Origin of the sequence: Mycetohabitans rhizoxinica HKI 454, from assembly GCF_000198775.1 — a bacterium.
Taxonomy (GTDB): Bacteria; Pseudomonadota; Gammaproteobacteria; order Burkholderiales; family Burkholderiaceae; genus Mycetohabitans; species Mycetohabitans rhizoxinica.
In genome coordinates this window covers 130,908-146,783 of record NC_014723.1, presented here as the reverse complement: position 1 = coordinate 146,783, position 15,876 = coordinate 130,908, and the positions used below count along the sequence as shown (strand labels likewise).

6 protein-coding genes and 1 pseudogene are annotated in these 15,876 nt (G+C 62.5%); 6 read left to right on the top strand and 1 reads right to left on the bottom strand.

Annotated elements, in window-relative coordinates; translation table 11 throughout:
- Nucleotides 1–6: 6 nt before the first annotated feature.
- From RBRH_RS15945 to RBRH_RS15935, 3 genes are all read left to right on the top strand, one after another.
- Nucleotides 7–258 (top strand): AbrB/MazE/SpoVT family DNA-binding domain-containing protein, encoded by a 252-nt coding sequence (locus RBRH_RS15945; protein ID WP_013436803.1) that lies wholly within the window; start codon nt 7–9, stop codon nt 256–258.
- Nucleotides 252–602 (top strand): type II toxin-antitoxin system ChpB family toxin, encoded by a 351-nt coding sequence (locus RBRH_RS15940; RefSeq protein ID WP_013436802.1) that lies wholly within the window; start codon nt 252–254, stop codon nt 600–602. Before RBRH_RS15945 ends, RBRH_RS15940 begins: the two co-directional genes overlap by 7 nt.
- A gap of 128 nt (nt 603–730) precedes the next feature.
- Nucleotides 731–1,270 (top strand): hypothetical protein, encoded by a 540-nt coding sequence (locus RBRH_RS15935; RefSeq protein WP_013436800.1) that lies wholly within the window; start codon nt 731–733, stop codon nt 1,268–1,270.
- A gap of 1,045 nt (nt 1,271–2,315) precedes the next feature.
- Here RBRH_RS15935 and RBRH_RS19565 read toward each other — a convergent pair.
- A pseudogene (locus RBRH_RS19565) lies at nt 2,316–2,558 on the bottom strand (IS5/IS1182 family transposase); the annotation flags it as partial.
- 371 nt (nt 2,559–2,929) lie between these two features.
- Between RBRH_RS19565 and RBRH_RS15915 the strand changes: the two are divergent.
- The 3 genes from RBRH_RS15915 to RBRH_RS16630 are packed head-to-tail and all read left to right on the top strand — an operon-like array spanning nt 2,930 to nt 15,474.
- Nucleotides 2,930–6,898 (top strand): hypothetical protein, encoded by a 3,969-nt coding sequence (locus RBRH_RS15915; RefSeq protein ID WP_157864648.1) that lies wholly within the window; start codon nt 2,930–2,932, stop codon nt 6,896–6,898.
- 18 nt (nt 6,899–6,916) lie between these two features.
- Complete coding sequence (locus RBRH_RS15910; RefSeq protein ID WP_013436793.1) at nt 6,917–8,446, top strand: phospholipase D family protein; 1,530 nt, start codon at nt 6,917–6,919, stop codon at nt 8,444–8,446.
- A 14-nt stretch (nt 8,447–8,460) separates the two neighbouring features.
- Nucleotides 8,461–15,474, top strand: a complete 7,014-nt coding sequence (locus RBRH_RS16630) for a hypothetical protein (RefSeq protein WP_013436792.1) — start codon at nt 8,461–8,463, stop codon at nt 15,472–15,474.
- Nucleotides 15,475–15,876 lie beyond the last annotated feature (402 nt).

The following is a 15,876-nucleotide window of genomic DNA, read 5'->3' as shown; positions in this document are numbered from 1 at the left end:
GTTGCGATGGAACTCAAGATTCAAAAATGGGGCAATAGCGCGGCAGTTCGTTTGCCGAGTGTGCTGCTCGAGCAGATCAACGCGTCGATCGGCAGTTCACTAAACGCCGACGTGCGTCCGGATGGCGTAATGCTGGCCCCAGCCCGCCGCAAGTATTCGCTGGATGATCTTGTTGCCCAATGCGACACGAAGGCTTTTTTTCCGGAGGACATGGCGGCATGGAGTGAGGTCAAACCGGTGGGGCGTGAGGCTTGGTGAGGAGGGTCAAGTTCGAGCGCGGTGATATCGTGCGGGTGAGCCTAAACCCGACTGTCGGGCGAGAGCAGCAAGGCGATTTTCGCCCGGCGCTCGTTCTATCTCCGGCGGTGTTCAACGCCTTGGGCGTGGCGCTCGTTGCCCCGATCACCCAAGGCGGCGCATCGGCTCGCTTTGCTGGGTTCGCCGTACCGCTTTCCGGTTCTGGAACCGAGACGCAAGGTGTAGCGCTCGTCAACATGGCGCGTATGCTCGACCTGGAGGCACGCGGCGCGCGTAAGCTCGAACGTGCGCCAGTTGAAGTGGTTGAGGACGCGCTGGCTCGGTTTCAGACGATTATTGAATGAGGAAAACGCGATGAGCAACAAGTTCTGGAACTTGATGTACGCGCTGAACAACACGAAGCGGTGGGTCGGCGACGCGAACAATCCGCAAGCGCGCTAGTCAGCGATGTAATGCGCTTCCGTTAACATAAGTGGATGCTTGGACAGCGCAAACGGATCTCGGAGAGATCGGTGATCATCTTCTCATCCGACAAATCGAAGGCATGCTGCAAGTACAGCAGCCCCGCGATGATCGGAACTTATTCCAAGCAACGCATTCCACATCGGCTGTGGCACCGCGCATGACGTTCGTCAATCTTTCCAACAGCATACGAACCGATTTCCCGGACGGCAGTTATCTCGTCGAGGGACCCGAAGGGGATAAATATCTTGTCTCCGAATCGGGTGATATCAGTGCCACCCTTGTCGAAATTCGGCGAGTGCAGATCGATGATCTCTCGCAGATCTTAAGGCATGAAATCGTGCGTGTGCATGAGACAGTCTCGCATACCTTACACTTCGCTGGAGGGGGCGTTTTCTCTTTCCTGCATCACCGCGATGGACGCGGCATGTCGATTCAGGCAAACCGCATGTTGTGCCGGACATTACCAGGTGGTGTAATCGTCGTATGTGGTACGGCAGCGGGCGATAACGGGCGTGAAGCGAAATTTTCCCCGCAGGCGGAAGGGTAGCCAATTTCACGTGCTATTGATGGCAATAGAAGAGCATTTTGCCAATATGTTGTGCGAAGCCTCAGGCGATAGGGATCCAACTTGCTGACCGCGGGTGACCGTTGCGCCCGCTCCGCAAACCCACCGGCGTGGATCCAATGCCGCACCGTACGCCGATCCAATGCCATGATGCGCGCAATCGCGCGGATTGCCATCCCACTTTGATGGTGGCGCATGACCGATTCGTAGCGTGCGAGCCGCGCTTCGCGCCGCTGCGCTTGTTGCTCCTTTGCGCGCGATGTGGTTGCCACGCCGGGCCAATTCGATTCGATCGCTGGCAATGCGAGACAAGCGTCTTCATGATCGAGCGAGCGTGCAACTTCGCGGATAGGCCGCTGGCTGGACAGCGACTTAGCGCGCGCTCAATAGCATCGCCAAGATGCTTCAACAGATGCCATCGGTCGGCCACTTGTATTGCTTGCGGCGCGCCACGCGTGATGCCTTCGGCGTCAATACCAGCGCGATCGCGCGACACGATCTGCGCCCGGCACGTGCGATTCTGGTTCGCGTTCCCTTCGGTCCCCGCCCTTGGCTCCACCCACTGCGCGGCCGGCTCCCCGACCTTGTTCGCAGGTTTCTTCGCTACTACGGCGGAGTCTGACTTCTCACGCCCGTGCATCATCGGCTTCGGCTCCTCGCCTTCCCGATGCGGGCCTGGCCAATACCGCTACAGCGCCAGGTCAGACGTGAGATCTCCCGCCTCCCGTGCAAGGCGCTTGCGTGCATGCCAGGTTCTACGACCACGCCGGATCGGCAGGCACTCGCGATGTCGCGCCCGCTCATATTGCCTTCCACGTACTGGAGCGCGTCGGCATCCGGGATATCAACCATTTCGTGGCTCCATGGCTGGCCTGCACGTTCCCCTGCCGACGCTTCGCTGACCTCCTCACGGATGCCCGCGCACGGCTCGGGGGCGATGTGGCTCGCTATGCCTTCATCGTAGTGGACTCTCACCACCTACACCTTGCCGGTCTCCTGGCGTACCCAAATACGGGTTCTTCAGTCATTGCCAAATCACATCCTCATCCGACAGGTCGAACGCATACTGCAAGTACAGCAGCCCTGCGATCAAACGSGGCGACGTTGCCGCTCAGCCGCGCTGCGACACGAAACTCGCGCTCATCGCCGTGCTCAATCGGTCCCAGTCAATTAGATCGGCCAAGCGAACCAACGGATGCTTCAAGTTGATCTGCTCGCGCAGCGGCTGGCGGAATAAATCCCCCTCAGACACCAGCGTCTTTGGACCCATCCGAACCTCGTCGAAATTTGCAGGAATCTCGCATCAATATGCCTGCCTCTTGCAAATCCCACAACACCATTCTGACCTCAGAGCCTTACTGCACCAGCGTCTGCGGATTTTTCAGGGCCGACTAGCTGGAATCACAAGCGGGTGTACCGGATCTATCGCGAACTGGAGTTGAACCTGCGAGTCAAGCCACGCACTCGTCATTTTTGCTTGACATATAAGCCGGATTTTATAAAGTAACTAAAAAGGATGATTTAAGAAAAATAATTTAGATGCGTATTTTTTAATTTCTTTGGAGAGAATGCGTGTGCGCAAGCGCACGATCAAAAAATTAACAGGTTAAATAGTAGTTGTCGGTCTTTCAGGAGAGGGGTTTGGGGCTGCAATCGTCAAGTCTAGTGATGGTGGGGCTCGGTATTCGCGGGGACAATCCGCCTTTGGCCGACCAACCGCCGCTCGTCGACGGAATACATCTGCGCTGGACGACATCGCACGAGCGCGCGTTTCCGTGGCACGGCTTTTTCTTGTTCCGCCGGCGGGGAAACAGGGAAGTGCGCCAAGTCTGCATTTCGGCGCAAGGTCAGCCGCCGAATCCCGGGCAAACCGAGCTCTTGCTCGGCGACGGCCGCCTGACGAGCCCGGTACCACTCGTCTTTACCAGCAATTGGCCGTCGCCGGGCGTCCAGGGGATCGATCTAAGGGACCGTCCGTATGTTCGCTTTGACCGCGCGACGGACCGGTTGATGCGCCAGATTCGACTCAAAATCGCGTTTGGTGAGCCGCACAGAGCGCGCCGTTGCATTGATTTTATCGCGCTGCCGAAGCTCGTACATCTACCGATAACGATCGACGGCGTCGAAATTAGTGGAGGCGGACCGCGTGCCGGTGCCGCTCGCGCGGTGACCGTGCCGTCTAAGGAGCTTGGCGGACTGCCCATGCTGGTCGTTGGCGCGCCACTTGAGGTTCTGCTGCCGGGGGGCGCGGGCGCGGTCGATATTCAATTAATCGGAGTAGGCACTGCTATCGTCGTTGAAGGCTTCGACAGTACTGGGCGGAGTTCAGCGCAGCAAAGCATCGTTGTCGCCGCCGATGAGCTGCAGACTATCCGCATTGCTGGCGAAGAAATCGTGCAGGTGCGCATCCGGCCTGTTCAAGGGCTGCTGCGTCTGCTTCAGATCTGCTTTACACCGGTCGGAACCGGTTACCAAAGGATCCTCATAGAAGGGCTTGACCAGTTGCCCGGGACCGACCTCGCCGATGCGATGACGGTCGCTTCTCATGAAGCGGTCGGCACGCCGGGAACGATCGCCGTTGTCGAGCTGCTCGCCGACCGGATGAGCGGCGTGCGCGTCGGCGGCAGCGACGCCGCTATTCTCGATATCTGCTGGGGCGAGTTGCGTGATGCCGCAACGGCTGGGTGGCAACCGGTACCGCACTGTCCTCAACCGTTGTCTCTGCCATCACGTCATCCGGACTACCCCGCATGGACCGGCGCGGTCGATCGGGCGGCTGCCGAGGCGGCGGCAGTCGGCCGCGTTCGCTACGGTGCGCCCGGGACTTGGGCCGGCGCAGCATTTAAGGATTTGCACGACGCTTGCATCCGGCTGATCCAAGGTGGGCCTGGCGCCGGCCCCATGACGGCCGCTTCGCGCACCATCCCGCTACCAGCGCCTCCGAACCGGACGACGCCGGCGCTCAGGAGCTTGCACCCGCTCGACATAGTCATGGCTGGATCGCTCCATCGACCGATCGCCGAGATGCTCGGACTTTCCTGGACCGATGAGACGGCGCAGCCAGGCGCAATATTCGACTACATGATTGTTGCGGACCACGTAGGCGTGTCTGGCGGCGATCCTCGCAAAGTTCTCGCGCACATCGTTCAGTCGGGTTTCGATGACGGGATCGACGCCTGGATCGTCTTTGGATTGCAGGTTGAGCCGCAGGCTCCTGTTGCCTCGCCCGCTGGCACCGTCGTCTACGCCCTCCCCGGCGGGCCGGTCCGGGACGACGCTGGCGTCGTGCGAAACGCGGCCGGGAGCGCCGGTCTCGACTGGCCCCACGGACCATCAGTGCTTGGCTGGCTCGATCCACGCGCGCCTGTCATGCACCATGTCTACCGCGCCGACTGCGGCACGGAGAACACGCCTGTGGTGCCGGCCGAGGCGCGGAACTGGCTGACGAAAAATCAGCCGCTCGTCTCGGCCCGTCCGGCTGGAGCACCTGGCCCGCTGTCGGCGGCACTGCCTACCTGGCCGCCGAAAGAGCCGGGCTACCTGGATTTGCGGCTAGACGAGGGATGGTACGCATACCAACTCGTCGCGGTTGATCTCTTGGGCCGGTTCAGCCCGAGGAGCCCATACGCCAGTTGGTGGCAGTGGGCGCCGGAGCCGGTTCCGCGGCCCTGGTATTACGTCGGCAGCAGCGTCGACGCCGAGATCCATCCGCAGGCTGTCCGCATCATCGACAAAACGCGGCCTCCCGTGCCGCTAGGGGTTGAGGCGTACGTGCTCGACCCCGACGATCCCATCGTTGTGAAGGACGCCGCCTACGATGCCTGGCGAGTCGGGCTCGGTCCCGAGGGGGCAGCGACGATCGGACTGCGTCTCCGATGGCGCTGGAGCCCGGAGCAGCAGCAGCGGGCTCCGAACGTGTCGGAGTTTCGTCTCTACTGGTCGGGGGGCTCCGCCCCGCCGGCAGGCTGGCAAGAGCCGGCCGCATGGCAGGACCGTTTCTTCGTCTGCGCCTACGGCAACAACGTCACATACGAGGGAGACGGAACCCGCATCTACGAGGTCTTCTTGCCGGCTGCGGGGGGCGGGCCGATGGCGGGTGGTGTGCCGCTCGCCCCAAGCCTTGACAAGGTGATCGATTATGCCAATGTAAGCGCGACCGCCGCGGATTCCACGCCCAGCACAGCGGACCGTTGGCCGGGCGCGGGCCCATTCGCGGAGCGACCCGGAAACGAAAGTCAGTGCGCGCCTGCGCAGCGCGTATTCCGGGTTTGGCGGCAGCGGCCCGCCCCCCCGTCGCCGATTGTCGACAGCGACCGGGTCTACGCGACGCCTGCAGACTGGCACGGCCATTCGTACCACACTTTCCGCTGGGTGCCGCAGCCGAACTTGTCCGCACACGTCTGGCGCGCGCTCGATGAGGCGGTATTCGATGCCGACTGGGCGGCACAGCCGCGCACGCCGCTTACCGCTGCCGACCCCGCATTTCCGGATGTCGCGGCAGAGCCGATTTGGACGCCAGAGAAAAAAGCGCAAGTCGCCGAGCTAATTAATGCCATCGGAGCTCTTCTGCCAATCGGGCCCTCTCTGGCGCAGAAGGCGGCGGCGAAGCCGGGTGCGATGGCCCTCTACCGCGCCTTCAGCGACGACGCGCTGCGCGTCCTCGCGAATCGACAGGGATGCGAGCGGGCCTTTGTCCAAGTCACCATCAAACCGTTGGCTGCTGCCGATGCGCCCGACCGGCGTGGCCCGGACGATCCCGCCGGCTATGCTCCATCGTCCGCGCGCTGTGCCTATGTCGACAAAGTTGACGGTCGGGCTACGAACCGTTTACTCTATCGCGCCTCCTTCGTCGACGGTGCGCAGAACCGAAGTGTTCTCGGCGCGTGCGCGACCCCGGTGCGGTTGCCCGACGTCACGCCGCCTCGTGCGCCGGCGATCACGCATGCGCTCGGCGGCGACCGTCGTGTAACGCTGCAATGGGCATCGAATCGGGAACCCGATCTGTTCGAATATCGGGTCTACCGGGCGTCGAGCGAGCTTGATGCGCGTGATCTGCGGACAATGATGTTCCGAGCGGCGATTGCGGCCGATCCCGATCCAGCGAATCGTCCAGTTACTGTCGAATGGGCCGATGATCCCGCACCAGGGCTTTGCGACCTTTGGTACCGGGTCGTGGCAATTGACCGGACAGATCCGGACCCGCGCGGGCATGGCGGCAATGTGTCCGAGCCGTCGACGGCGATCTGGGCCCGAGCATTCGACGAGTTTCCGCCCGAGCCGCCTGCGATCACTGTGGCTGAATGGATAAGGATTGACGATTCCGGGGAAAGGTTTGCGTTCGAGGCGCCGATCCCAGCCGGAGCAACCCGGCTACCGGCGATCCACCTGAGCTGGGAAAACGCGGGTCAGCGTACCCGCCTCCTCGTCCAGCTTCGCTCCGCTTCTGAGGCCACGTTTCAGAATGCGTCGCCGTGGCTTGCGCCCGGGACAACGGACTACGTATTTCTATCGAATCGCACTTTCGAGCAGATTGACCTTCGCCTCAAGGTCCTCAACGAGGTCGGCCACACAAATGTCGTTTTTCATCCGGCCATCATCACGCCGGTTTGATTCTAGCACGGAGAACCAATGGCTTCGCTTGACCAACTAAAGACAAAATGGTTTCTCCCCCTCGCTGGTAATGTACTTGGCGTCCCACAGAGTCGCCATACGGTTGGAGGATCGGGACCCCAGCTTTCCGTCTCGACCGATGGCAATACCGTCGAATTGCTGATCGACGGCAAGTCATACATGAAGCGCTGGCATTTGAACATGGTCAAAGCCGGGCTGACGGAAGCCTATCATACGGGCTGGCGGTTCGAGGCCGTCAACCCGCTCGGCTATCCGACTCCGCCAACGGCGCTTGAGGATATGAGCAGCGCGCATACGGCCGGCGCGGCCATCTATCCCCTCCTTTCCTCGCATACTGGATCTGTCGTTACCAATGGACTCGCCATCGACCGACTTCGACTGCAGCACGGCATCTGGACGGCGTGCCTTGACAATCGCTTTCCACCGGCAGGGAGCAATCATCAGAAAGTGGCTGTGTTTAAAATGCCCAGGGGCAGTACGGCGGTGCTCGGCTCAATCGACATCTCGAAGACCCGCTGGGACGACTCGACACACGCGACCTTCGTCGTCGGCCGAGACCCTGCCGGTGCACCAACGCACGACACAGGCGTCGCGATCACCGGTCCCGCTGTCGCGGATCTCGATCTGTGCTTCCGCGAGCGATGGAACGACAGCTCCCGCACCCTTGGCATGAAACCGCTGCTGCCACCGCAGCCGCTCATCACGACGCCTGTTGGGGGAGCGCCGGCTGGAGGGACGCACTCCGTCCAAGTGCTGCGGAACTTCGGCATCACGAACGCCCTCTCCGGCTATAGCTGGTCGCCGCGCGGCGAGTTCACCATTTGGGCCTCGTATCTTAACGCGATCCGCACGGCCTCCGCCTACCTCTATATCGAGGACCAGTATTTCCTGCCGTGGGACTACCCACCGCGATTCTCACGCCCAGCCAGCCCCGGCCGCGATGTCGACATCGTGTATCAACTAGGCGAGGCGATGCGGCGCGGCGTCAATGTCGTGGTGCTGACGCCGAGTAATGCCGAAGATGCGGCGCACATCTACCAGAAGTACCAGCGCGACCTCGGAGTAAATTACCTACTCTCCATCCGTTTGGCGGGCTCGCCTGGCGACATCGTCGTGGCGTCGCTCCAAAATGGCACCGACGACGTCTACGTTCATTCTAAACTCATGATCGTCGACGATGAGCTTGTCTTGATTGGCTCGACGAATGTCGGGCAGAGAAGCATGACGTACGATGGCGAGGTCCACGTCGGCATCGTCGACGCAGTCGGGGGCTTTGCGCGCGAGTGTCGCAAGGCGCTCTGGGCGGAGCATACTGGGCGAGCACCAGGAACGCTTGACGATCCAGTGGCATCCTTCGCGCTGTTCAAGGCAGATACGGCGGCGAACGCCGGTCACCTCAAACCCTACCCACTCAACAAATCAGCTCTTTATCCGGTAGGACCCGGGACCACGCCGCCGCCTGTGGGCCACTCACGCGCGATTCGCGACTTGATCGACCCTTACGCCGGCCCGCCGGCGCTTGTCTGAACCGGAGCCACCTCATGCCTGCTTTCGAAGGCTTACCGCTGCCCAAGGCATTCCGGACGGAGCTTTTCCCGATCGACCGGTTCGATCCCGGCGGTGACATCACGGCGCTCCTCTCCAAAATACTGGTCACCGACTATCAAGAGACGGTGTTCTCGCCGGAACCCGGTGGCAGCTTCTCAGTCGGATTGACGGTCGCAGAGGAACTCGTCATCGGCCTTGTCGGCCTGAACGGCTTCGCGCTAATCCTTGGAGGCGCGAGCGCGACGAGCGTCACGCTCGGGGCGGAGTTTCGTCCGTCTGGGCTGAGGGTGAAGCTGGGCGGCGGCATGCGGCTTCGTTTTCCGCGCGAGATGCTCAAGCCCGTGATGATGAGCAGCAGCGGATGGGTGGATGACCCCAGCCGGCCCTTTGCCGAGATCGCCATTGCCGCCGGGATTGTCATCGACCAGGACTGGAACGTGACGTTCGACGGCGCCAATGCCTTCACGCTCGCTCCAGCGATGGTGGCGGGTTCGGGATTCGTCATCGAAGGCTCGGTTGCGCTAGACCTCTCGGACACCACGAGCCTGCCGGAAGTCCAGGCGCTGGGGCTACCCAACAGCTGGCGCGGGGTCGTCTTCCGCAACCTGACCGTGCACCTGCCGTCGGCAATCACCACCGCCGTGCCGATCGCGAACATCGCCTTTGAAAACTTCCTCATCGGCTCGGGCGGCGTCTCGGGACGGATTCGGCTAGCTGGGGCGCCAGCGAGCGGTACGCTGGCCGGTTTTCCGTTCACACCGAGCACTTTCTCGGTCGAGTTGAAACAGAACGCGCTGATCGGAGTCGAACTTATCGGCGACATCACGCTTCCCTTTTTCGACGAGCCGCTCTCAGTCACAGCAGGATTCGACCTGGCCGGGAACCTCATGCTCGGGGTGCACAGCGTGGACGGCATCGGGCCCGTCACGATCAACAAGCCTGGGCTTCTCGCGATGACGCTCGACAGCATCACGCTCAGGCGCCAGAGCGACACGTTCTTCGTCTCGCTCAGTGGCACGATTCGGCTGGAGGTTGCGGACCTGGAGTGGCCGACCTTTCGCGTCCAGGCGCTTACGATCGACGACGCTGGTCATGTCTGCGTCGAAGGTGGATGGCTCGCCCTGCCTGAGCAGTATGTACTGAGCTTCTATGGCTTCCAGCTGGCGATCGCCAAGATCGGCTTTGGAACTGAGAGCGATGGCAGGCGATGGATCGGCTTCAATGGCGACATCAAACTCGTCGAAGGACTGCCGGCGGGCGCCTCGGTCGAAGGCATGCGCGTGCGGTGGTCGCCCGGCGGCGCGCTCAATCCGTCGCTGTCGCTCAACGGTGTTGGCGTCGAGTTTGAGGTTCCTGGGAGCCTGTCATTCAAGGGCTTTGTCGCGATGCGCCAGCCGGAGCCGGGCGTGTACCGCTTCGACGGTGACATCGAGTTAAGGCTGACTTCGCTCGATTTCGTCCTCGACGGCGAGTTGGTGGTCGGCTACGATCAGCCCGCCGATCTCACCTTTTTCGCTATTTATGTCGGCGTCGAGCTGCCTGTCGGGATCCCTCTATGGTCGACTGGATTGGGTCTCTACGGACTCGCCGGCCTTTTTGCGTTCAACATGGAGCCTGGCCGCGCTCCCGCCGAGGCCTGGTACGAGATGCCGCCGGGGGCTAGCTGGTATCATCGGGACCCTCCGGGTGTCGGCGTAGCGCGGCTCCGGAAGTGGGCCGACGCCAAGGGTAGCCTCGGCCTCGGCGCTGGTATCACACTTGGCACCGTAGCCGACAACGGCTTCACGTTCGCCGGCCGGCTGCTCATTGCCATCGTCTTTCCGGGTCCCATCATCCTCATCGAAGGACGGGCCAATGTCTTGAAGTCACGCTCGAACCTTGGCGACGAGCCCGTTTTCCGTACCCTCCTGGTCATCGACAACCGCGTCGGTACCATCACCGCAGGCCTCGATGCGCGCTACTTGATTGCCGACGGCGGCGAGTTGATCGATCTTCACGGTTCGCTTGAGGCGTTTTTCGACTTCCATGATGCCGGAGCCTGGCACCTTTATCTCGGTATAGACGAACCTCGTGAGCGCCGCATTAGTGCTGATGTCTTCCGGCGCATCTTCCGCGCCGACTCCTATTTCATGATCGAGGGACAGCGGTTGCGCACGGGCGCCTGGACCGGCATTGACAAGCACTGGAGTTTCGGACCGCTCAGTGTGGATATCTCTGCTTGGATTGATGGGCACGCCGACCTCTCGCTCAAGCCGGCCTACTTCCAGGGGGTGATGTCGCTGCATGGCGGATACGGCGTATCGGTGTTCGGGTTCGGGTTCCATCTGGACGCGACGGCGACGCTGGCTGCGGGTGTGTTTGACCCGTTCTTCATTCACGCCGACCTTAGCGTGTCCGTGAGCTTGCCGTGGCCACTGCCCGACTTTCACGTCGACTTTCCGCTCGAGTGGGGACCTGACGCTAAGCCGCCGCTGCTGCCGGCCACGGTGAAAGAGGTCGCGCTTGGTCACGAGCTCGTGAGCACGACTTGGCCGCTGCCCGCAGAAAGTCTGCTATTGCCAGCACTCGACGCCGCGCCACCCGACTCGGACATCCTTCCTGTTGTCCCACTCGACGCGCGGCCCGAAATTACTTTCGGCTGCTCCGTCCACGATGACGCCCTGGTGGGTGTCAATCCGCAACCACAGTACCCGACCGGCAGCCCCGCAGGTTGGGCGCAGATCGGCAATCCCGCCAGTAACGAGGGACCCGTGTTGATCCGGCCCGCAGTGACAGAGATAAGGCTCGATCGCTGGACTGATACCGCCTGGCAGGCTGTCGCACGGTCCGGCAAAGTGCCCGACCCATCGCTTTCGGCCGCGCCGCCAACTCTCTATGGAACCTGGATGCCCACCATGGCCCCCCCGGGCGACGGCCCTGGACCAGGGCAGACCAAGCTGCGAGTTTGGGCTAAGACACCGTTCAGCTTCACCCGCCGGACGATCAGCCAGTTTTGGTCGGACTGGTTCGTCTCAATGTTCCCAGACTATCCTTGCGTCGACCTCCCGAGGGACCGTTGGGTCTGCTGCAATTTTTCTGCATATGCTTCTGGCGACCGGTTGACGCCGCCGTGGACGTGCCCTGACAACGACGCGTTTGTTGTAACCTGGACGGCGCCTCCGCCGCCCATCGTTGCGGCCCATGTGCTCGCGGCGCGTGACGCCGCGGTGAAAGGCTTGTGCTTCGCGCCTGGTAGCGAGGCAAAGATTCTCCTGCTGCGGGACGTGAAGCAAGTCGTCGTACGAACCTTCATTGACACGGCGCGCGAGACGGCTGCGGTCTACGTCAATGCCTACGACGCGGGCGAGCGTTTGCTGTCAAGCACTTCAGCGAAAGATGGTGCAGCCGTAGTTGATGGGCGGGGCGTCGACCACCTTGTCGTTTTGGCTAAGGGCGACGGCTTCTGCGTCCTCGAAGTGTGCGCTCTCATCGGCCTCGATGCTGGTGAACAGGCGGAGTGGAAAGCGATGAGTCAGCACACCCTCGAAGAGCTCGTGCGGTGGAGTGCGGATGACAACATTCTGTCGCCACATACTACGTTCCGCCTCAAACTTGTCACCGAACTCGGCGTCCGACTGCCGCCAGGCTCAAAGGTGCCGGACGCCTTTGCCGGAACCCGCACGATCACACAATTATCGTATTTCCGTACGGAGGGGCCACCTGGACTTTCCGCGCTGGCGCCGTCGGGCAACGCTCTTATTCCGGACGCAGGCACCGGCGGCGCCACCGCGCCGCCGAGTATAGCGACCGGGCTCGAAGACCTATCCCGCTATGTTCGCCAGACGATTCCACCGACCGTTCCACCGCCGGGACAACCGCCCATCCTGCCCCGGCCGGTCTACCGTGGTTACGATGCGGGCGTCATCTTCGGGGTAAACTACGTCGATCTCATGTACGCGCTGGAGGGACGCGACCTGTCGCTCGTTCTCTATGATATGAACGAGCGGCCAGTCCGCGACGCGCACGGCCGACTGGCGGTACTGCCGAATCGGTGGGCACGGACCGACCAGATCGACCTGACCGACTCCGAGAGGCGTTGGCTAGAGGTGCTCGACCATGCTCATTGCACGACGGGGACGGTCGATCTTAGGACCGTCGCCCGCAACAAGACAGTCGGTGCCACTGGATTCGTGCTTGATCCCATGACAACCTACGAAGCGCGGCTGTTGCCGTTGCTGGCGCACGACACCTTCGACGGCTACGCGCTGGGTGCGGCCGCCTCGGGCAGCAGAGCGGCGCTGACAGGCGGCATCTTTACCTGGAGCGTGCTCGACATAGGTTCGGACGGAGCGCCGTCGATCTGGAGGATTGGGGAGAGCAGCGCGCCCGCTAGCCGCTACGTTGAGGAGACCGCTGCAGTCTCGAGCGGACCGGCCGCGCGCAACGCCCCGTTCCCCGGCGGAACGCTGCTATCGCTCGCGGACACCTTCCGCCTAGCTTCCGGCGATCCCGACCAGCCGTCAGCTTGGACTGACTACCGGCTTGCGGCGTTGGTACGCTCTGCTGGCAACGGGATCATCGGGCTAGGCGTCCGGATGAAAGGCAGCCGCGGCTATCTCATGAAGCTCGACCGCCAGCGCAACCTCCGCCAAGTCGTGCTGGTGTATCCGGGATCCGCGCTGGTCCTTGCCGAGGCGGCGGGCGGGTATCCTCTGAACTCTGATCTGCAGATTTCGATCGAAGCGGTGGGAGCGAACCTGCGGGTATACATCGACGGTGACCTCACCTTCGATATCGCCAACTCGGTATGGGCCAGCGGCACGGCCGCTCTTTACGCTGCCGCCAATGCCGGCGCGCGTTTTGCCGACGTCCGAGTGGACGACCTGCGGACGACGGCACCGATTGTCTACCGATTCAAGTTCACCACGTCCGCTTTCGCTGATTTCAGGCATCATGTGCTGAGCGGCGACGACCGCGCGATCGCGACGGTGCCCGCCGATGCGGCGCCGATCGCGATCGCCAGCGTCTTGGCCATCGACCCTACCAACCCCGCCGCAAGGTCTGCACCGGGGGAGCCGGAGGCACGTGCCTTCGACGCGGTCGCCGATGGTGCGCTTGGTCCCGCCGCCCGGCAGACCATCGGTCGGTTCGAGGCAATGCGCTTGGTCACAGGCGGAAAGACCATGGCTCTTCTCGTTCGCACGGCAGAGCCGATCGATTGGGAGCGAACCGTGCTGGCAACGAGTTCAGCCGATCCAGTTCCGTCGCCTGTGCCGGCCAAAGGTGCCAAGTTTGCGGAGATCGGCTTTGCAACGGGCGCCCCACCGGATCCGCAGCATGAATGGGCAACTGTGCTCCTTCTCGAGGACCGCGACCTAACCGGCCTCGCCATTGAACGGCGGACCGTGCCGAGCCCTGATGCCGGGGACCTCCCAGCCGGCACCGCGCTATGGACTGGCAATTTTCTGGACGCCGACGAGATTGGGGACGGCACGCCCACCCTGCAGTGGCAGCCGGCCTTCGCCGACTTATCTGAACTCTCATTTGTCGTCCCACCAGGAGAGGGTGCCCCGCAATGGAGCGCCACGTTGGGCGTGCTCTCGCAGACTGGCGCCTTTATGACGCCGGATTCGACGCCACTTGGTCATCCACTTGAGCAGCCGTCGCGCGGCACGCTCGCGCTCGGCCCCCCGCTCGCGGCGGCAGACATCCGACTGACGATGAATCTTGACATGCCCGGAAACGGGGCGGCCGGCGTCGTGTTCCGTTATACCGATGCGCAGAATTACTACAGGTTTTCTATCGACCGGACTAGCCGCCGGCGTATCCTCGTGCGCTTTTCGGGGGGGGCTTTCCAGGTGCTGCATGTGTCGGCCCTCCCGCCGAGTATGGCCACCACGTACGCGGTCGTCGTGGAGGCGGTAGGAGGTCGTCTGACCGTGCACGTCGACGGCGTCCTTGTCGTGTCCGTCACGGACGCGACCAACGTCGGCACGTCTGTTGGCTTCTACGCGCAGCGGAACTCGCAAGCCAGTTTCAGCGGCGTGCGCATCAACCGCATCCTAAGGACGCTTCGCGAGTGGCGTATCGACGATTCTTCGCCCAACGGCGATCGCGGCATCTGGCGCATCGCTTATGGCGTACTTACCAGCGACGTCGCGCAGCCGCCAGCGATGGGCGAGAGCTTCGCGGTACTCGCCGCCGGCGCATGGTCAGATTTGCAAATAAACGCGACCCTGGTGCCAAAGGCTAGCGGCGTCGGAGAGTACGGGTTGGTGTGGCGCTATATTTCGCCGCGTGACCACGTGCGGCTCGCCCTCGACCTGGCCGCTGCGACCGGACGGCTCGTGGTCCGGACTGCCGGGACGGATGCTGTGCTCTGGTCCGGCTCTATGCCCCCTGGTGGTCCAGCTCGGCGCGTTTCCATCAAGGCGATCGGGCATCGCCTCGTGCTGTCTGTCGACGGGGCCGTGCTTACCGACATCGCCGACGCGGGCCTGGGCAAGGGAACGGCGGGCGCGTTCGCCTCTCTCACCGCTGGAATCGAGGTCGCGCCGCCGGAGATCCTGCACGCCGTACCGACCTTCGAGCGGTGGTATGCCTTTGGGGCCGAGCCATTTTTGGTCTCGGGCCGGCGTGTGCGGATCACGGCTTCTATGGAGCCAGGGGGCTACGCCTCGCTCGCCGGAGAAGAGGCACGATGGAAGGGCCTCGCGGTGGCAGGATTCCAGCCCAGCTTCCCGAGAGAGGGCGTGGATGTGCGGCTTGTCGACCACGCCGGCGCAGTTCTGCATGCGCGGCGGTTCCGTTCGACCGCGTCCTACACACCGCTCGCTGTCCGCATCGTGCGCGCCGCGGACGGCACCGGGTTTGTGCTCGTCCCAGCCGGAGCAGGCAGCCTACCAACTGGGGAGATACGCATAGAATTCACATTTCGCCGTGACAACACGACGCTGAACCAAGACTCGCTGGTTCTACGCCAGGAAGGAGAAACAAGCCCTGAGACGGTCGCGATCACTGTCGCCTGACCGACTGCCGGACCACCGTTTCCGCTCGCATCGACGCTGCTATTATGCAGGTGTTGACAACAACTTAGAAGTGGCTCTTCCGCACTTTGTGTAAGCACTCGGCACCTTGAACCAGCCGTGTCGTAAAGCGACGATCGTGTTCACCTATTTTTGTGTCGGATTAAACATGTGGCTCATAAAATTCTTGTGTTTGTATTGACAGTTGACTAGCACAGTATCCGTGCCTTCGAAACGAAAGGCCGGTTGCCATTGACCCAGACCAAAAAATGGCCCTCCAAATCATCGTGCAGCGGATGCAGCCGCCAGCTTGACACGTTCATGTCACATCGGGGCGGACTGCATCGTCGATGCTGCCGCAGCTGGCGGTGAGGCGCGCATAGCGGGCAACGTGCGCCGCCGCGA

Excerpts from the sequence above, each read along its gene's own strand:
- RBRH_RS16630 (WP_013436792.1), top strand. The coding sequence starts at position 8,461 with ATGCCTGCTTTCGAAGGCTTACCGCTGCCCAAGGCATTCCGGACGGAG.
- RBRH_RS15910 (WP_013436793.1), top strand. The coding sequence starts at position 6,917 with ATGGCTTCGCTTGACCAACTAAAGACAAAATGGTTTCTCCCCCTCGCT.
- RBRH_RS15945 (WP_013436803.1), top strand. The coding sequence starts at position 7 with ATGGAACTCAAGATTCAAAAATGGGGCAATAGCGCGGCAGTTCGTTTG.